The following is a 19,670-nucleotide window of genomic DNA, read 5'->3' as shown; positions in this document are numbered from 1 at the left end:
AATGGACGATTCAATGTATCACTACGCCATAAACGAAACTCTAATGATGTCGCGATTTAAAAGACATATCCCATCGTGAAACCGTAATGCCCACCGTTTATCGGGGTTGCTACTGGGGTGAAAACAAGGTTATTTTCTTTTCCTCTTTTTTGAAAGAGTTTTTGCCATAACTGACAACTCCATTCACCAACCCGTGCGCTCAATATACCTACTCCGGTACCCGCCACAACATCATGAAACCAATGTCTTCCGTTGTACAATCGCATGAATCCCACTACGGTTGCAATGGTATAAGCGCTGGCACCGTACCAGACTCCATATTCTATCCGTACCAGTTCCGCACCCATGAAGACGGTTGCAGTATGCCCTGAAGGAAAAGAATTATGTCCTGCAAACTCAGGCCTTTTTTCATTGATACAAAATTTCGGAATGTTGGTAAGAACCGCCAGTGTTGCATAAGAAGTAGCGACAATAAAAGCTCTATCTCGGAATGAATGTTTTGCTTTGACACCTGTGCAACCCAGCATTAGAGAACCGGCAACGGGTAGATACTGGATATAATCGTCAAACTCAAGTCGTTTGTTGTTCCCTCGTATATCAATCACGCTGTTTGTGATACTACGGCTGCCGTTCCGAATGAAACTCGGAGCGAGCGCAACTGTACTAATACCGATTAAAGAAGCAGGCAGAATCGTTTGCTTCCACTCGAATTTGTAATTTTCTATACTTCTGTCGTTTACGGATAAAGAATCGCAATCTGTCTGTTGCCCGTGCATTCTCATTGGCAGAGTCACTGTCAGGACAACCGCCAAAATTAATTTTTTAGCATCCATGTAATTTGTTTGCCTCACCAGTTCCCGCTCGGCTGAATTTTAGATTTGTATTGAAACGTGGAACTATATGCTTACATCTCCTTGATTAGACTATATGCCCTAACTCGAAAATGGAGACAGTAGCGCCATGCAAACAACATGGAGAACTATCATGCCAAAATCTTGTTATCAGTTTTAAAGTTTCCTACGCTTTATTACAGCAAGATGAAGACACAACGTTTCTTTGAATAACTATTTTATTATAATGTTCGTTCTTTACATTTTTAATACGTGATTTTTGGGGTTAGATACTGAGAAATAAAATACGTGGAACTACATATCATTCACTCCTCTGTAAAAGGCGGTAGGAAAGCCCTTGATAACGGAATGGTGACAGCAGTCCCACGTATATACGTGGAGAACCATCATGCTAATCTTGTTATCGTTGTTAAAGTTTCCTACGCTTTATTACAGCAAGATATAGACACAACGTTTCTTTTTTTATCCTCGAAAATATGGTATCGTAACCAATATTATAAGTTTATATCATAGGCAATTATTTTATATCGTTCATACTAATTTCTATGTGATCGAATTTTATCATTTGCAAAGGTAGCATATTTTATTGATATACAGAAAATCCCCGGCAGCAATCGGATTGTAAACAATGTATTTTTTGCATGGACTAAAACTACAATAGTAGAGAATGATAAAAAAAGTATCACTTTATAGGTGATTTATACCTTTTTTATATACCTTTGCAACCGGATTAGGGTAACCTTCTCCAGACATATTGAAATATTAAGAGGCGTTATGCTTATCTTGTAGTTTGAAAACCTGAGAAATTTTCAAAGAATGTACAAGGGATAGCATAGTGGTTCTCACGCTATAGCGTGGGCTGCTATTACTACATCTGTACATTCAGGTTTCTCAGGACCTTCAAACTAAGATGTGGCATACAGTTCCACGCTTGAACCGAAGTGTAGTTTATATCAATCTGATATATAACTAATATATACCATCTGTATCTTTATTTGATACCGTAAAGTTCCCACTTCTTGTTGGTTTTCCAAAATTAATCTCAAGCTACAATAGCTTGTTGTTATCAATATTTTTACTCTTAAACCAAACAGCAATCTAATCGCAAACATTTTATAAAGTCCGATTTTCTTTAAGATTTTCGGACATTTTATTGCTGAGCTGGAGGGAATATTGTATCTTTGCACTCAGATTATTAATGATCATGGGAGTAATACTAACAAAAGAGATACGCAATACTATTGAAAGCAATGGGCCAAACAAACTCTATATGGTTCAGGATTTTGCCTATCTAAATAATGACGGGTTGGTTACTCGTGTCCTTTCCAGATTAGAAAAGGAAGGTGTTCTTATACGCCTCTCGCAAGGCATATATTTATATCCGTCACGAAATAAGTTCGGAATACTTCGACCCTCTATAGAGGAAATCGCTTATGCTGTTGCTGAAAAGGATAAAGCACGCATTATTCCCAGCGGATTGACTGCATTGAACAAATTAGGACTTTCCACACAGGTTACGATGAATGCGGTCTATTTGACAGATGCCGCTGCAAGGGAACTTACTATCGGAAACCGTAAAATCATATTCAAGCGCAGCGTACCCCGCAATTTTGCCTATAAGACGGACTTGTTCCCACTTATAGTCGCTGCCATGAAAGAGTTAGGGAAAGATAACGTGACAGATGAACAGGTTGCAATCATAAAACAAGCCATTGAAAAATATGGTAGTCCTGATGAAATCAAATACGATTACAGCATTGCCCCGCAATGGATTAAACAAAGACTTGCATTATGAATTTTACTAAGCTTACAAAAGAAGAACAACTTACCATTTTGGCTAATGTAGCCGAAGATAAAGGGATTGTGGACAATGCCGTAGAAAAGGACTACTGGGTCAGTATGGTGTTACGTGCCATATTTTCTTTGCCGTATGCAGCAGCTTTTGTTTTCAAGGGAGGAACAAGCCTTAGCAAAGGTTGGGGATTAATAGAACGGTTTTCGGAAGATATTGACCTTGCAATAGATCCCCAATATCTCGGCTTTAAAAATATTGAGACTAAAAGTCAACGGACTAAGTTGCGGAAAGACTCCAAGAAGTTCATAGATGGCTCTTTTGCGCTCGACGTTGAGAACAGAATAAAAGAGTTTGGGCTATCAGAGAGCTGTAAGGTCATAGTTCCGGAGACATCTGTCAGTGACCTTGACCCTGTAGTCCTGTTTGTCGAGTATAATTCAGTGCTGCAAACGAAAATGCAATATATACCCGAGCGAGTCAAAGTTGAGATAAGTTGTCGTTCACTCATGGAACCGTCAGAAGATGTGGAAATGCGTTCTATGATAGAAGAGGTTTATCCAGGTGAAGAGTTCTCATTACCTATATTCACTGTTCCTACCGTAGTGCCAGGACGAACATTCTTGGAAAAGGTTTTTCTTTTGCATGAAGAGTTTAACCGTCCCAATGGCTGTACGCATATCGAACGTATCACACGACATATGTATGACATTGTAAAAATGATGGATAAACCGTTTGCGATGGAAGCAATGCAGGATGTACAATTATACGAGGACATTGTGACTCATCGTAAAAAGTTCACGGCATGGAGTGGATTGGACTATACGAGTCATCTTCCACACACAATATCGTTTCTACCTCCTGAAAGCATCGAAGATGTTTTGCGTGACGACTATAAGCAGATGCAAATCGGCTTCATCTATGCCAATGCACCTTCTTTCGATGAGATTATGGAACGATTGAGTGAGTTGCAGAACAGATTTAGGACATTGGAATGGGAAAATAATCGTTGACGGTATGGCGGACATTCTTTTTGATATAAACGAACCTATCCCGAACTATCGTTAATATTTTAGATTGATAAAGAATACAAAACATTGTTCAATATGGCACATAGTTTCATAACCAATCGAGACCGTCTGCTTTCCGATATTATCACGGGTATCTTGCCCAAGTCGGATGCCGTGGATATTCTTGTGGGCTATTTCTATTTTTCGGGATATGCCCATCTTGCCGACAAGCTCGCTGACAAGTATCTCCGGATTTTGGTCGGGCTTGACATTGACACCCGGATTTCAAACCGAGTTCGTGAGGTTGAAGAATTGGTAGAGTGGCAGCACATTCGTAGCAAAGTTCGGGAAGAATACTTCAATAACTTGGTAAGGCTCATCAATGAAACCGACAATACCGATACAGACGAAACCATCAGAATGTTTCGCCAATTCCAGCGTAAGATTTATGACGGTACATTGGAGATACGCAAGACAGAAGACCCGTGCCATGCAAAAATGTACCTCTTTGCCTATAACGACAGTAACAACGAGAATGGAGAACAGCCCGGTGATGTGATTACGGGGTCAAGCAACCTTTCCTATCAAGGGTTGCAAGGCAGAACGGAAATCAATGTTCGGTTTACAGACAAAGCTAAATATACGGAAGGAAAACAAATCTTTGATGAGCTTTGGGCAAATGCTATTCCTATTGTGGACGAAAATACCGTTGACCGTTGGAAAGAAAAGGTCGAAAGTCAAATATGGATTGACCGACTGTTTCAACCGTATAAACTTTATCTACGAGTGCTCAACGAGTATTTTGACATTCCGTCCAAGACTAATGTGCGTACACCTTTCGACATTACCGATGGTAAGTTCTTTAACCTGAAATACCAAACTGATGCCATCCAACTTGCATTGAAGTCTATCGAAACACACAACGGAACGATTGTGGCTGACGTAGTGGGCTTGGGCAAGAGTATTATCGCCTCTACCATTGCTCACAATCTCCGTTTGCGTACCATTGTAGTGTCGCCCCCACACTTGAAGTCGGGTTGGGATGCTTATAAGGACGAGTTCGGTTTTACAGGTACTGTGTTTAGCGGTGGCAAAATATCGGAAGCCTTGGTTCATTACAATGATTTGAAGAGGCCTGATGAACAATTTCTTATTATCGTGGACGAGGCGCACCGTTACCGCAATGAATATACCGAAGATTACGCTATGCTGCACAATCTTTGCCAAGGCAATAAAGTGGTGTTGTTAACGGCTACCCCGTTCAACAATGACCCTGCCGACATCTATTCTATGTTGAAACTCTTTCAGATACCTACAAAGTCCACACTTAAAACAGTGGAAAATCTTAGTATCGAGTTCCGCGACCTTATCAGCCAATACAAGGAACTGCGCGAACTGCAACGACAAGGCAAACTCTCCAAGCAGGATGTGAAGAATGAAACCGCCAAGATAGCCCGTACCATTCGTTCAATTATCGGACCTTTGGTTATCCGTCGTTCTCGCATCGACCTTCAGCAGATTGACACCTACAAGGAAGACCTCAAAAAGCAAAAAATAGAGGTGGTTATTCCACAAGACCCTATTGAATTGACTTACGATCTCAAAGAGTTGAAAAACTTGTATCTGCGCACGCTTAACTTCATTTACGGAACAAAATCAAACGAAGAAGATTCTGACGATGGTGTTTACCGTTTTCAGGCGGCTCGTTACAAGCCGGTGCTGTATGTTCCCGAAGACAAACGCGAGGCATTAGCCAAGGATATAGAACGCCAAACGGGACTTGACGATGTAAACATGCTTATCGGTCGTCAAGCGAACGTGGCTAAATTTATGCGCCGTTTGTTGGTACGTCGCTTCGAAAGTTCGGTTGCAGCTTTCAAATCTTCGCTTGCCTTTATGATAAATTCTTCTCGTAATGTGCTTGATTGGATTGAGCGTACTGGAAAGATACCCGTTTGGAAAAAAGGAGGTATGCCCGATGTGGATGATTTCTACGAAAGCACCGATGACGGCATGGAGGAGATAGAAGATACGTTTGAAAAATATTCAGGCAAAGGTTTCTTTGTTATTGATATGAAGTTTGTCAATGACGAGTTTATCAATGACATGAAAGCCGACATCGCACTGTTGGAATCTATCTATTTGGAATGGTTTGGAGAGGAAGAGGTAATCAAGTTCGACCCGAAACTTGAATCGTTCATCCGTCTTGTTCGTGATAAACTCACCAAAGAGCCTAACCGTAAATTGGTTGTGTTTAGCGAGTTTTCCGACACAGTCAACTATCTTGGCGCAGCTCTGAAAGAAGCAAGACTGCCTGCGCTTAAATATACTTCGGCAGATGCTACTCCCTCTATGCGCCAAACCATTCGCAATAACTTTGATGCAAGTGTGAAGCAAGAAACGCAAGCCGATGATTACAAGGTATTGGTTGCCACCGATGCCATTTCCGAGGGTTACAACTTGCACCGTGCTGGAGCTATTTTCAACTATGATATACCGTACAACCCCACAAGGGTAATCCAGCGTATCGGGCGTATCAACCGTATTAATAAAAAGGTGTTCGACAACCTTTATATCTACAACTACTTCCCAACAGAGGTAGGCGAAACAGAAATCCGTGCTAAGGAAATATCCACCTTGAAAATGGCAATGATTCATGCCATTATGGGTGAAGATACAAAGGCATTGACTTCCGATGAAGAATGTACCGCTTTCTTCCGCGAGCGTTACCGTGCGGAAATCGAGCATTCCGAAACTGAATCATGGGACACCCCGTATCGTAGTTTCTTAGAGTCGGTTAAGGGAACAGACGAATACAAAGAGGCTTTGCAGATACCGCACCGCGCCCGGACGGGGCGCATCGTGGAGAAACCGCTGGGTGGTGTTATTCTTTTCGGGAAGAAAGGCGAAGACTTCGTATTCAAAATTTCCGATGGCGACCGCGAGCCGATAATGCTCTCTGCCGAAGAAGCCCTACAGCTCTTTGAAGCCGCACCCGAAGAAAAGCCGTTTGCTCCCACCGAGGGCTTCGACCAATTGTATCAGCGAGTGAAACTTTCGCTGTTCCGTAGCGATACAAAGAACCGCAACGACAAGAACATCTTGAAGGCAATTCAAAAAATCAATGCCATAAAAGTTAAGTTGCCTGAAGATTACTATTCCGACCTTTTGGCGGCTCTCGATGCGGAAGCATTGTCGGGCTACGAAGTGCGTTTCATCAATCAGATGAAACCGTCTGAGATTCAAAAATTATTCAAAGAGATACCTGCCGACTATCTTATGCGCTTGCTCGAAGTGCAAGCCAAAGTCGGCGAGGGTGACGAAACATTAATCATATCTGAAGAACTGCAACGATGATAGATTTTAGTAAAGCATATAGCCGTGCGGACTTTGTCAATTACCTCCGCCGTGATTTTCTTCCCGATGATTTCGAACAGGAAGAAAGTAATGTACCATTTTGGGCACATATGAACTATGCGTCTGCTGCCACTTGTTTAGGCAAGTCGAAAACGCTTGACCTTGTGGTCTATGAAATCAAGCACACCTCGCGTCACGATGCCCGTGTTGGTTTGTCGAAAGATGCGTTTCGTATGCTTGCCGGAGAGAAGCAATCCCGTGCTTTGGTGATATTTGTTCCTGAAGATGATGCAAACAATTACCGCTTCTCGCTGATTGAAATCCAACTTTCTATCGGAGAAAATGATAGTAACGTTACTCGTACTTATTCCAATCCTCGTCGCTATTCTTACTACCTTGGCAAGGGCATTGCTTGCTATACACCCAATAAATACCTAAACGAACTGGGCAGGGTCAAGGATGTTAAAGACCTCTTTGATCGTTTCTCTGTAGAAGTCCTTACCAAGGCTTTCTATCAAGAGCTGTCCGACTGGTATGCTTGGGCTATTAAGGTTATCTCTTTTCCTAACGACATTACCAAGCGTACTGATGATAAACTGCACAATCATGAAGGAGCAATCCGCCTTATCACTCGTCTAATTTTTGTGTGGTTCTTGAAAGAGCGTAAACTCATTCCATGGCAGTTCTTCGACCAAGAGTATATTGCCAACCATCTTATCAAGGGCTTCAATCCGCATAAAATTGACAACCTTTTCGGCAAATCAGAAGCCAGCGTTTATTACCGCGCTATCCTGCAAAACCTTTTCTTTGCAATGCTTAACTGTCCTATTACCAAGGATGGCAGTACCGAATTGACAGAACGCCGATTCAAGGACAACCGTTCGCAGTTTGATGATAATAAATTGATGCGCTACCGTGATGAGTTTAACGACCCTGACGAATTCTTGCGTCTTGCCAACGAGACAGTACCGTTCCTTAATGGCGGACTTTTCGACTGCTTGGACGAAAAACGCACGGGAATGTACTACGATGGGTTCAGCGAACGTAAGGAGTCTATGGCACAACTGATTGTGCCAGATTATCTTTTCTTCGGTGAGGAAGCCGGTAAGAATATCGACTTATCTGAGTTCTATGGCGATGCCAACAAAAAGAAAGTGTCCGCTCGTGGTATCATCGACATTCTCAAACGCTACAATTTCACAGTGGAGGAGAATATGCCGTTTGATAAGGATGTGTCGCTTGACCCGGAATTGCTCGGTAAGGTGTTTGAGAACTTGTTGGCATCTTACAACCCGGAAACCCAGCAAACCGCCCGAAAACAAACGGGTTCTTTCTATACTCCGCGCGAGATCGTGCAGTATATGGTCGATGAAAGTCTTATCGCTCACCTCAAACGCACAGTTGGTAATGAACTGGAGGACGAATACCGTAAGTTGCTTGCCTATGCCGACAGCGAAATCGTGCTCACCGAACAGCAGAAGTTGGCGATTATGCAGTCGCTCTACAACTGCAAGATTCTCGACCCGGCTTGCGGTTCGGGCGCATTTCCCGTGGGTGTGCTCCAGCAAATGGTACATATCCTCAAACAGATTGATCCAGATAATAGTCGTTGGAAGAATATGCTCCTGCAATTTGCCATTGATGAAACTTCCGAAGCATACCTCACTTCGACCGCCGAAGAAAGACGAGAAGCAGTCGCTGATATTGAAAGAGCTTTCGATGAGAATGTAAACTACCCGGACTATGCCCGTAAACTTCACCTCATCGAAAATTGCATTTATGGTGTAGATATTCAGCCAATTGCAATTCAAATTTCAAAGCTCCGTTTCTTTATTTCGCTCGTCATTGACCAAAAGCGAAATGATAATCCGGCTGATAACTTTGGCATTCGACCGCTCCCTAACTTGGAAGCTAAGTTTGTTGCTGCAAATTCGCTTCTCGGTTTGAAAAAGACGGAGGCAACTCTTTTTGACTCCGAAGAAATAAAGCAAAAAGATAGTCAACTGAAAATTGCCAAGCATAAGATTTTCAGTGCTCGCCGACCTGCGACAAAGGAAAAATGGCGCAAAGAAGTGGTTCGCTTGCGTCAGGAAATAGCCGACCTCTTACTTGACAAAGACTGCATCGGTAATGAGCAAGCAGCCCAGCTTGCTCAGTGGGATATGTTTGATCAAAATTCTTTCGCTCCTTTCTTTGATCCAGAATGGATGTTCGGTGTCAAAGAGGGCTTCGACATTCTTATCGCCAATCCACCTTATATTTCTACAAAAGGGGTTTCTACTGCCGATAAGAAATTATTCGAGGCGGAATTTGGTTTCTCTGATGACACATACAACCTGTTCTTTTTCAAAGGCTTTTCCTTGCTTTGTAAGGGCGGATGTATTACATACATTACTCCAAAGACATTTTGGACAACTCAAACCAAGCGCAATTTAAGAGATTTACTGCTTGCCAATACACTTAATTACGTGTTCGATACAGCCAATCCATTTGAAGCGGTGATGGTTGACACTTGCATTACCTCGGCTGTTAAGAATAAGCCTATTGCAGAAAATCTCGTGCGCTTTATGGACGGTCGTAAGAATTTATCACAGCCCGAATGTCTGATTGTAGCTCAATCGGTATATCTCAATACTCAAAATAGCGTAATATTCAAACCGTCCGCGTTGAATATGCGTATCTATGAGCTTTACGGTGAAAAGGTAAAAGCTCTATATGATAAGTGGTGGGACAAGATTAAGACTTCACGTGACATTGAAAAGAACAAACGCGAACTTGAAGAATATCGGGCGAGTCTGAAACCCGGTGATGTTGCACTTCTTGGGTGCTTGACCGAGGGAGGACAGGGCTTAGCAACCGCCAATAACGGTAAATACATTGCTGTAAGAAGCACTACTAAATGGGCAGACAACATCCGCATGTCCCGTCCTAAGAAACTGGCAGATTTCTTGGCTCGTACCCCGAAAGCTATTACCGCTGAAATGTACCGTTACCCATCGTATGCAGCTTTTTTGCAATCACTGTCAGAAGCTGAAATTGCAGAACTCTTTGATTCTCTCAAAGAGCAATATGGTCGTGACATTTTTGGTCAAGGTTATCTTTACAAGATTGTGGATGATTGCGAAATAGCAAATGTGGATTCTTTGACGGATGACGAAAAAGAGAACGGTATAGAAACAACCAAACCATACTATGTGCCTTATGATAAAGGAGATAAAGACGGAAATCGATGGTATCTTGAAACTCCATTCGCTATTGCGTGGTCTAAGGAGAATGTCCGTTTTTTGAAGACTAATTCCGGCAAGAAAGGGGAAGGTATGCCCGTTGTTCGTAACCCTCAATTCTATTTTAGGGAGGGTTTTTGTTGGAATAATGTTTTGACTACATACATGAAATGTAAGAAGAAAGAAAAGACCGTTCAAAGTACCGAAAGCATGAGTTTTTTCTCATGTACAGAACAAACACCAGAGTATTACCTTATTTCGATTATGAATTCAAGATTTGCTGCATTTTATGTAGATAATCTTATAAATTCAACATCTCATTGTACTACTGGTGATGCAAAACTTATCCCTATTATGATACCAACTATTGAGCAACTATATGAATGTAAACGCCTCTTTGATAAAGCATTTGACTTGAAACGGTCTGTTGCAAAAGGAATTGCGACAGATTTAGATATTTCAGAAGAACTCAATGCTGTGGAAAGAGCCAATGATTTAATAGTTGAGAGCATATATCAATTATAGATACAGAGAATGGAGTAGAGGATATCCATTAATCCTCTACTCCATACAATAAACGAACCAATCTATCAAGTTCATATTGTTTTTCTTCCATTAAGATTTCATCAATCACTGCTGTTCTTTTGAGGCTGATGCAATCGGCAACTAATTTTTGCAATGATTCAAATATTTTCTTTTGTGGGATTACTATAGGTAGCTGCCGTGCGTCATTTATCTGAAAATGAGAAGTGTTGTTGATAAAATTGTCAACATATAGGCTAATAAATTCTGAATTTATTAGGGCTACATAGTACCAGTCAGGAAGGTTTGTCATTGTGAATAGGCTCATACTCAAAACATCAAAAACGCCATTTGCTTTAATTCTGGCTTTAAGGTATGTAGAGTTGACATCTATCCAACAAAAACCCTCCCTATACTAAACCAAAGATTTGATTTTCTATAAAATCATCCAATTGTTTTTGTATGTTTGATGACTCGTTCCCTTTTATTTTTTGCGCTATTGCAGCTTTTGCCAAAGCGCTACAAAATGATAATTGTTCAGATGTAGGAACGATAATTGGGAGTTGACGAGCATCGTTTATTTGAAAAGTCTGAGTGTTATTTACAAAAGTATCAACATAATAGCTAATCAGTGTCGAATTAATTACACATAAAATGTATTTTTCGGGAACTTTGTCGCACACGCCAAAAATACTCATACTTTTTACGTCATGAATACTCTTTTGCTTAATTCTACACTTAAGAAAAGTCGTATTAATGTCACTCCAACAAAGTCCCTCCCTAAAATAGAACGTATAACCTTGGTAACGAGCTTTCGGATCTGTCTTCAAAAAACGGACGGTTAATAGATACCACGCTCCCATCTGCCATTCCTTGATTTTGTTGGAGTTCTCAATCCGGTATATGCCAAATATCGATATAGTGTACCCCTTGCAATTTTCAATTTCTTAGCTATCTGCGGAACGCTTATCCCTTTTGCCATTTGACCCTCTATGTATTTGTGCTTTGCCACACATTTTGCGTTCAACTGCTTATTGCGTTGACCTTGACCTCTACCGACTTGATGTCCTTCCTTTTTTAACCGAGCAAGGGCTTCTTTTGTCCGCTGAGAAATCAAGTTACGTTCTATTTCTGCGGATAGTCCGAAAGCAAAAGCAAGTACTTTGCTTTGAATGTCATCGCCAAGACGGTAATTATCTTTAATCGTCCAAACGCGACTCTCTTTTGTCATACAGATATTGAGTATTTCCATAATCATAAAGAGGTTGCGTCCAAGACGAGATAACTCTGTACAGATTATCAAATCATCTTTGACAATTCGGTTTAGAAGCTTGCCGAGTGCCCGTTTAGAATAGTTCTTTGTACCAGAGATAGTTTCTTCTATCCAGCCATCTATCGTCAATCCTTCTTTTTTGCAGAAACGCTCTATCTCAAAACGTTGGTTTTCCACCGTCTGCTTGTCGGTGGAAACGCGGATGTAGCCATATACCATTTTTAGGTATATGATACCTCTTTTGTTTTGAAGAACAAAGGTTTTAGAGATATTATTTTTTGATACTAGCCTGCTTTTTATACAAATTGATGTTCTCGTAGGTACTACTTTTATAAAACTCCAGACCTTACCTGTTTTTTTGATCATCGTCTTGTGGTTGTTTGTTTATTGGAGTATTTATCTTTATTATTCCAAGGAAGTTCAGAAGACGAGCCACCGGAGCCTGTTCCGACATGTACTTGTGCCTGACCACCTGCTACAAGTTCAAAGGCTGCTCCAAGAAGATTAGCTTGTGCTTCATTGACCTGTTCCTGTGGCTCAAATACTTCATTGATGAGCTCGTAAACGGTAGCTTCGTCCTTGCTAAACCGTTCCCATATATCACTGAAATATTCTATATAAGTCCTTGTGTCATATTCTTCATTGCCAACTTTCGTCCAAATATGAATGGACGGATTCCTCATATTTGGAATGATGTAATGTACCAGTTCCGCGCCGGATGAAAGTTGGTATCTGTGAGGATTGGCTTTACGGTCAAGTTGGTCAATGTGTTGCTTCTGTTTGTCGATGACGGCATCTTTTTCTTTCGATTGCCGCTCTGCCGTTTCCGCCCTACGGATAGCTTTGTCTATCTCTTTCTGATAGCCGTTTCGCAGTTGTTCGATGTCGGATTTGTGTTGCTCCTGTAGATGCTCTTTCTCTGCTGTGAGTATTTGGATTTGACCTTTCAGTTTGGCTATCAGCTCGTCCTTTTCTCCTAGTTCCTTCTTTGCCTTAGCAAGATCACCTTTCCCGAACCATGATAGAATGGTATTTTTGCCCTCTCGCGCTTTCTCAATGTCGGCCTGCAATCTGGCAATGTCTTCCTCGTACCGACTTACCTGTTGCTTATAGTATTCCGAATTTGCCTGATGTTTGGCGGTGGAACCGACTATTCCACGCTGCAACCCGAACGGTTTCATGGCTGCGGCATAGCTGTTCTGGTATTCGTGCAGCTTGCTCCGCCGCATCATGTCATCGGCAGAAAGCCTCGGTCCGGATTTAGTCTCGTACTTTTTCTCGCCTTCGCGTTTCTTTCTAAGGCGTTCGGTGGTGACAATGGGTACGACAGTAGCGTGCAGGTGCGGAGTCTTCTCGTCCATGTGCAGTACACATGAAACAAGATTTTCACTGCCGAAGGTCTCCCGGAGCCATTTCAGGTTGGCATCTATCCAATTTCCCAGTTTCCCTTCTTGGGCAATCTTCATCATCTGTTCATGTGTTCCGGTCAGAATAATGCGGATGGCTTTTGTCTGGTTCTTGGCCAATTTGCGGTGCAGCCCGGCGTTATTGATACGATACTGTATGGCATCCGTCCTGTTCTGTACTCCGGCAGGAAATGTAATAAGTTCCCGATTAAGCTGTGTCCTGTTCGCATCGGCATTGACGGGAATGTATTTCTTCCCGTTTGCATCCTTTCTTTCTATATGACATGACATTCCGCTGTCATTACCGCTGCCACGTTGCAGGTGGCAAACCGCATATTGTGTATTACTCATATTTTTTGCGTTTTTGCGATTATTATTTCTGTGTTATGGTTCGTAAAATCCCGTCAATGTGCCACAGGCAGACATGGATGCCGGGAGGGTATCTCTCCGTTTATGGGCTTTTTGACTGCCACTCGTAGAGTGATTGCAGGGAAAATGCCCTAATAAGCTACGGGATTTTACAAACCCTTTTTCAAGGACAGCGAGCTGTCCAATTTATCCAATTATCATATCTGTTCTGCATCCACCAATTTCAACCCAAGTTCGTCAATCAGGGTTTGCAAGACGGGGTTGCGGTCAATCATCCGTTGGAGTATCATCTGCGGAGTGTCTTCCATCAGAAGGAAGTCTGCAATGTCCAACCCTTGATCGCGTTGTTCGGCAGTTGCCATATCTTCCAGTACCGTACTGACCGATACGGACCGACAGACATTAGCAAGCATGGAAGTCTTCTGCTTCCATTGCTCCGTTGCGCCAAGGTCTGGCATCAGTACCACATCCCGATGCGCCAGTACACGAACAGCCCTTTCGTTGAAACAGCCGTTCTTTCCTCCGGTCGCCAGCCATAAGCCGTCAGGCATGAAGTGGGCTGCAATGAGTGCTGTCTTCTCGCTTTCCACAATGAACACGGTCTTGTCGGGATAGCGGACAAGAAGGTGCTCGCCAAAGAAACACTGGCACAAGTTGAAGTCGGGCAAATGCAACTCGGTATGTACCCAGCATATATGCGGATGCGGAACTTTCAGTCGATGCCCGGTCTTTGTATCATATCCCATAATCTTACCCGCGTGTACCTGTCCGTTGGAATCCACCTGCCAGAAAACTGTCGAACAGTTCCATTTCCTGGAAGTCCCGACCCGGTAAAGCTTGAAGAGCCTTTCGGCACTGCTTCTGCCAATCGTGTCGGACAGAAATGTGTACAACGGGTTGATGTCATAGTGTGACAGTGAACGTTGCATGACTGCCGAATCAATAAAAGACGGAGGACTGACTGGCTTCGTTGGAGCTGCAGCTTGCGGTTTCCGTTCCTGGCTGAATTGTTCCGATTCATCAGGATGTTCCCGGAAGAAATCCTTTGGCGTGTAATGGTAGCCGCAACTGTGCTCGTGGTCACATTTGCCGACATGGGGAGGAAAGTCAATCTCTCCCGATTCGTCGATATAACGGGTAAAACAAGCCTTGCGCCTGCATTCGGGACACGCCTTCTTGCTACCCCGATGATATTTTTCAAGATGAAAACGATAATTCTCCATGATGATTTCTGAAATTGATTTGCAGTAATTTCAGTCTTCAGTCCTTTCAGTTTTGCAGGAACTGACGGTATGCTCCACCCCTAAACTGAAAAACTGAACATACTGAAAGCTGCAAACAGGGGTTATACATTGCAGTTTCTATTCTCGGCTGTGAATGATACCTTTTCATAGACTCCCTGCCTGACCTTGTGGATGAGCCTATTCTTTGCAAGTTCTTTAAGATAGTTCATCACCGTGCGCTCCGTCACTTTTAGCTGTCTTCCTGCATCAAGGGCTTCGGCTGTGGCAAACGTATCTTTCAGCAGGGCGAGCAATTCCAGCGACGGCTCGTCACAGGCATCGTTTGCCACATATTCGCGTATGCGCCTGTAAGAACCTTCGAAATAGTCATTCAGCCGGATAGCACCTTCAATGGCGGTCGTTGTCACGAATTGCAGATGGCTCTCGCCGCAGGCATAAGACAGGACTTGGAGAACCAGTGCCAGACGCGCCACCTGTACCGGGCTTTTCATGGGACGCGATTCCACAAGGGCTTCATCCCTGATGGCATTGATGCGTTCGATCGTATTGTTATGCCAGTTGAAGAAAACCCTTTTCGCTTCCGCTTCCATGCCTATCAGATGAGGGATATTCCCTTCATCATTCACTTCATAGTCAAGGGCGAATACCTTTTCCATGATTGCCTCCCATGTCCTCCATGCAGATGCCGGATTGCTCCCGGTATCCTCCTCTTCGCTTTCCGTCCACCGTGGCACCAGATACGACTTGGGCATCACGAACAGAATGCGGTCAAGCAGGCCGTTATCCTCGTATCCCTTTTTGAGCAGCTCATGTACACGCCGGGTCTGTGTCGTGCCGACCATGTTGATGCAGGGATTCTCAATGTGTATGGGAATGGGATTGCTGACACGGGTCACATCTATGGCACTGTTGCTCCATGCGGACAGAAGCTGCTCTATGAGCTGTCCGTTGGTATAGCGGTTGGCGGAATTGAACATGCCCATAATCTCGTCCGCAAGTATGGTTATGCCACGGGGACAGTTGTGATGGGCAAGCATCAGGGCTTCCGGCGTGAAATCGGACACGATGGTTCTTCTCAATACAGGCCTGTCCATGCCGTTGTTGCCCTTGCTCTCTTTCATTGTATTCTGATAGGCGGCCATTTCAGCCTTGAATTTCTCCAGTGTCCGGCAATCCCTTTTGCGAAGCGGACGGAATACGGCTTCAAGCGGCGGTGTCTTGCCGAGTCCCGGCCGCCCCACCATGATGATATAAAGGGCGGCATTGGTTGTCCATTGTCCCTTTACACGGATATTGTAAGTGTTACCCAACGCGGAAGCCGCAGCCGACAGCATGGCTGCGGCAAGATACTCCACCTTGAAGTTCTCATGACGCACCATGCCAAGGATGACGGACTGTACTTTGGCAGGGAAAGAGTTAATCGGGAAATCCGATTCTGCTATGCCCTGCGCCTGTGCCATCACCCTGTTGCATATATCCAGTTGTCTGATACCCATAATCACTTCTCCGTTCGTTTGCAATAGGATGTCACACTCTCCGACTTGCCTCCGGTCTGTACCCTGCGGATGTCGGATTTGGCATACATGTTTTTGTTGCCAACCTTGACGGGAACGAGGTAGCCACGCTTCGCCCATAGATTGAGCGTGCCTTCGCAGACGTTCAGCAACTCGCGGACTTGTTTCGTGTTAAGGTAGATTTCTTCCGCTTCACGCTGTATCGCTGCTTTCTGTTCTTCCTGCTGCGCCATAATAGTGCGCTGGATAATTGATTCTGCAAACATCTTCAGGTCTGTGGGAGTGACTTCCAGTTTTACATTGGCTCCCATATCGACCAGACTTTCTATGGTAATCATAAAATCATTTGTTTTGGAATTTACAATGACCATCTGAATCTTCCCTGATGCCCCGCTTCCGATGGCTTATAAAAGTGAAGCACCGCCAAACCCTCGGGAAAGGATTGACGGTGCAAAAGTATATAGGAATTAAAGGTAATTGATACAGAATGTCTTGTCTTAAATCATCACGACAATATAAGTCTATATGACAATGTAAAACGGCTGCATCTGACCTTATTTTGCGCCAATATCTGTTGTATTACTGATTGTAATATCTGTGATTGTCTGAACCAATTTTTGATACAGTTCCTGGTTTTCGTCACTTTCGATTAGCGGAGCCAACTGGTCTTTGCTTTCCTTGATGACATACTTGGCCGCTTTCAGGAATCCGACAGACTGCCGTATGGCACTCTCGCTTTTGAGCGACGGCAAATCCGGGAATTGTAAAGCCAGACCGACACTGTATTCTTTGGCAGTGTGCATACCTGCGACCAGCCGCAAGTCTTTCAACACATAAAATGGCAATGCCTGATGGACAGCACTGGTGTTTATGGAAATGTATTTGCGTATATGCCTCAAAACCTCCTCTTTGTTGTTGCAGTCAAGATAATCTATAAGAGGTCGTTCCTGTATCTTTTTCTTTCCGGCTGTACGGTGGATTTTTGATGTGGCATCATTGTCCGTGTCAGTTGGTGTATTGGTTACATCATTTTCCGTATCGCCATTGTCCCCATTTTCATTTATTACGGATTGCAATGCCCATTCTCCGATATTGCCCTTTTCAATGGCATCGTTCATGGAAAAGTATCTGTCCCAGTCAGCCTGGGTACGGAAGCCGTTCTTGATGGATACCTGTATTATCCGTTCGGCTACCCAAGAACAGCTCTGCCTGTCCATTCTGTCCGCTTTAGGATTGGCTGATTGTTTGCTGACCATACTGACCATTGCCTCAAAACTCTTTCCGTAATACAGCCAGCTTAGTACAAGCGGTGCGGAAAGGATAATGCCATGGTTTTGGAATTTGCCTCTAAAAAAGGATTTGACCTTGTTACAAAAGGACGATGAAGTTCTGTCTGATGGATTATTCTCTTCCCTCTGCTTTTGGAATGCTTCAACAATCTGTTCCGGGACGGATTCTTCACTGAACAGCAGGCTTATGTTGTCAAAATTTTCCACACTGTCATCGCCCCAGCACAATTCCCATTCCGCCTTGACCTTTGGCAGCTGTTTGAAGATGGCACGGCAGATGGAGAGATATTGCCTCTCGTCCCCGTTTGTCATCAGACGCGCAAAGCGGTTGTATTCTTCCCTGTGGCTGTTCTTCCACCGGAGAATGTCAGCCTTGAACTGGTCGTATGTCAATCGGGATTCAGTCATAGTGTTATCTGCAAGTAGTTAATTATAAATGGAACATAGGGAAAGAATAAAATACGGCGGACCGGCGATTTTAATCCAGCAGGTTTACCAGTTCTTTCTTGATTTCGTCATCGATATGCCTGTAACGGGCAAATGCACGGCTTCCCTCAGAATGCCCCGACATGGAAGCAATCAGGTTCGGGTCTTTGACCTGCTTGTAGAGGTTGCCGATAAAGGTCTTGCGTGCCGTGTGGGTGGTCGCCACTTCATATAACGGTCGTGCCACGTCCTCGCGTGTCTTCGGGTCAAGTACCCTGACCATACGGTCAATGCCCACATATTTGAGAATCTCCTTTATCTTTTTGTTGTAACCGAAGTGCGAGAACCGTGGAAGCAACGCGTTTTCCAAGTCCCTATACCTCTCCAGTATATCCAAAGCCTTTTGGTTGAGAGGGACACGGACTGTGTTGGCGTGTTCCAGCTTGGTCTTTTGCGGAATGTATTCCACACAACCGTCCACGATGTTTGCCTTGGTCAGTCTGTTCAAGTCACTTACACGGCAACCTATCAGACACTGGAACATGAATATGTCCCGATATACGGAATAGGTTGCCCCCATGCCGCTCAGGTCGGCATAATAGACCTTGTCCCTTTCTTCGAGAGTAAGGTAAAACGGGTCGCCGTACATGGGCTGGGCTATCTGGTACTGATCAAAAGGGTTGTTTCTTGTCAGCCCCCGTTTGATGCACCATTTGATGACGGTGCGGATGCGGTAGAGCGTCCCCGACATGCTGTTCTCGGAGCGTTGTTGGGCTACATCACGGGGCAGCTCGTCTTTATAGAATACGGGATACATTTCCACATACCTGTACTCTTCCTGCATCCACAACTTGAAATCACGGATGTCGTCAGCAGTAATGGAATCTATACAAAGGTGGAAGCCCCGCTGGTGCATGACCTCATGCCGGAAACGCTCGTAACGCTGTACCTTTTTCAGATTGTCGCGGTGATGCTTCCAGCTTTCTGCGGCAAGGGGTGTCTCGTCCATGTACTTCTGTATCTGGTAAGATAGCAGATACTCGTCTGCCGGATTGCCGCCACGGAAGTTGATGTTGGGATGATGGTATTCCTCTATCAGCCCTTTCAGCCAGTTGCCGTCCACTCCTCGATGGTATTTCTCGGCAATAAGGTGCGTAATGTTTTGGATGTCTTTTTCAAAGCCCATCCGTTTTTCCTCCGACACCAGCGCGACACGGGGCTTGTAGCCCTGCCGTTCCGCACTCCAGTGGTTGGGGTTGATGGAGAGTTCGCTCGCTGCCTTGATGTCAACGCCTCCTACGTCACGGACTCTGAAATAGACTCGTGCCTGGTCAGTGACATTATTCTTGGCGGCGGTCTTTCTTATAAATGCGGTAACTTTCATTATGCGTCC

14 protein-coding genes are annotated in these 19,670 nt (G+C 43.9%); 4 read left to right on the top strand and 10 right to left on the bottom strand.

The annotated features are described in order from the left end of the window. Positions 1-56: 56 nt before the first annotated feature. Complete coding sequence (locus Q0Z70_RS07845; protein ID WP_298073539.1) at positions 57-833, bottom strand: phosphatase PAP2 family protein; 777 nt, start codon at positions 831-833, stop codon at positions 57-59. A gap of 1,222 nt (positions 834-2,055) precedes the next feature. Between Q0Z70_RS07845 and Q0Z70_RS07840 the strand changes: the two genes are divergently transcribed. The 4 genes from Q0Z70_RS07840 (at position 2,056) to Q0Z70_RS07825 (ending at position 10,759) form a co-directional block, all read left to right on the top strand. After that, positions 2,056-2,646: a DUF6088 family protein gene (locus tag Q0Z70_RS07840; protein ID WP_298073538.1), complete on the top strand. Its 591-nt coding sequence runs from the start codon at positions 2,056-2,058 to the stop codon at positions 2,644-2,646. Further along, a complete protein-coding gene (locus tag Q0Z70_RS07835) occupies positions 2,643-3,656 on the top strand; it encodes a nucleotidyl transferase AbiEii/AbiGii toxin family protein (RefSeq protein ID WP_250706958.1) in 1,014 nt (337 codons plus the stop codon). Before Q0Z70_RS07840 ends, Q0Z70_RS07835 begins: the two co-directional genes overlap by 4 nt. 93 nt (positions 3,657-3,749) lie before the next feature. Continuing rightward, complete coding sequence (locus tag Q0Z70_RS07830) at positions 3,750-7,010, top strand: helicase-related protein (RefSeq protein ID WP_298073537.1); 3,261 nt, start codon at positions 3,750-3,752, stop codon at positions 7,008-7,010. Beyond that, the gene (locus Q0Z70_RS07825; protein ID WP_298073540.1) at positions 7,010-10,759 is read left to right on the top strand and encodes an Eco57I restriction-modification methylase domain-containing protein; all 3,750 of its coding nucleotides are present in this window, start codon (positions 7,010-7,012) and stop codon (positions 10,757-10,759) included. Before Q0Z70_RS07830 ends, Q0Z70_RS07825 begins: the two co-directional genes overlap by 1 nt. Before the next feature lie 28 nt (positions 10,760-10,787). Here Q0Z70_RS07825 and Q0Z70_RS07820 read toward each other — a convergent pair whose 3' ends face one another. From Q0Z70_RS07820 to Q0Z70_RS07780, 9 genes are all read right to left on the bottom strand, one after another. Beyond that, the gene (locus Q0Z70_RS07820; protein WP_289581608.1) at positions 10,788-11,069 is read right to left on the bottom strand and encodes a hypothetical protein; all 282 of its coding nucleotides are present in this window, start codon (positions 11,067-11,069) and stop codon (positions 10,788-10,790) included. Positions 11,070-11,166: 97 nt separating this feature from the next. Next, positions 11,167-11,454, bottom strand: a complete 288-nt coding sequence (locus Q0Z70_RS07815; RefSeq protein WP_229031890.1) for a hypothetical protein — start codon at positions 11,452-11,454, stop codon at positions 11,167-11,169. 143 nt (positions 11,455-11,597) lie between these two features. Further along, on the bottom strand, positions 11,598-12,248 hold the full coding sequence (locus Q0Z70_RS07810; RefSeq protein WP_117951653.1) for a master DNA invertase Mpi family serine-type recombinase: 651 nt from the start codon (positions 12,246-12,248) through the stop codon (positions 11,598-11,600). A 143-nt stretch (positions 12,249-12,391) separates the two neighbouring features. Beyond that, positions 12,392-13,786 carry a MobV family relaxase gene (mobV, locus tag Q0Z70_RS07805; protein ID WP_298073536.1) on the bottom strand — a complete coding sequence of 465 codons (1,395 nt, stop codon included), beginning with the start codon at positions 13,784-13,786 and terminating at the stop codon, positions 12,392-12,394. Between the two features lie 215 nt (positions 13,787-14,001). Continuing rightward, on the bottom strand, positions 14,002-15,027 hold the full coding sequence (locus Q0Z70_RS07800; protein ID WP_298073535.1) for a DUF6371 domain-containing protein: 1,026 nt from the start codon (positions 15,025-15,027) through the stop codon (positions 14,002-14,004). Positions 15,028-15,149: 122 nt separating this feature from the next. Continuing rightward, a complete protein-coding gene (locus Q0Z70_RS07795; RefSeq protein ID WP_298073534.1) occupies positions 15,150-16,544 on the bottom strand; it encodes a DUF3987 domain-containing protein in 1,395 nt (464 codons plus the stop codon). 2 nt (positions 16,545-16,546) lie between these two features. Then, positions 16,547-16,900: a helix-turn-helix domain-containing protein gene (locus Q0Z70_RS07790; protein ID WP_298073533.1), complete on the bottom strand. Its 354-nt coding sequence runs from the start codon at positions 16,898-16,900 to the stop codon at positions 16,547-16,549. A 216-nt stretch (positions 16,901-17,116) separates the two neighbouring features. Next, entirely contained in the window at positions 17,117-18,259 is a 1,143-nt protein-coding gene (locus Q0Z70_RS07785) for a DUF6043 family protein (RefSeq protein ID WP_298073532.1), read from the bottom strand. A 70-nt stretch (positions 18,260-18,329) separates the two neighbouring features. Further along, positions 18,330-19,661, bottom strand: coding sequence for a site-specific integrase (locus Q0Z70_RS07780; protein WP_298073531.1), 1,332 nt, complete (start codon positions 19,659-19,661; stop codon positions 18,330-18,332). Positions 19,662-19,670: the final 9 nt, after the last annotated feature.

Origin of the sequence: uncultured Bacteroides sp. (genome assembly GCF_947632445.1) — a bacterium.
Taxonomy (GTDB): Bacteria; Bacteroidota; Bacteroidia; order Bacteroidales; family Bacteroidaceae; genus Bacteroides.
This window is presented reverse-complemented; position numbering and strand designations above follow the sequence as displayed.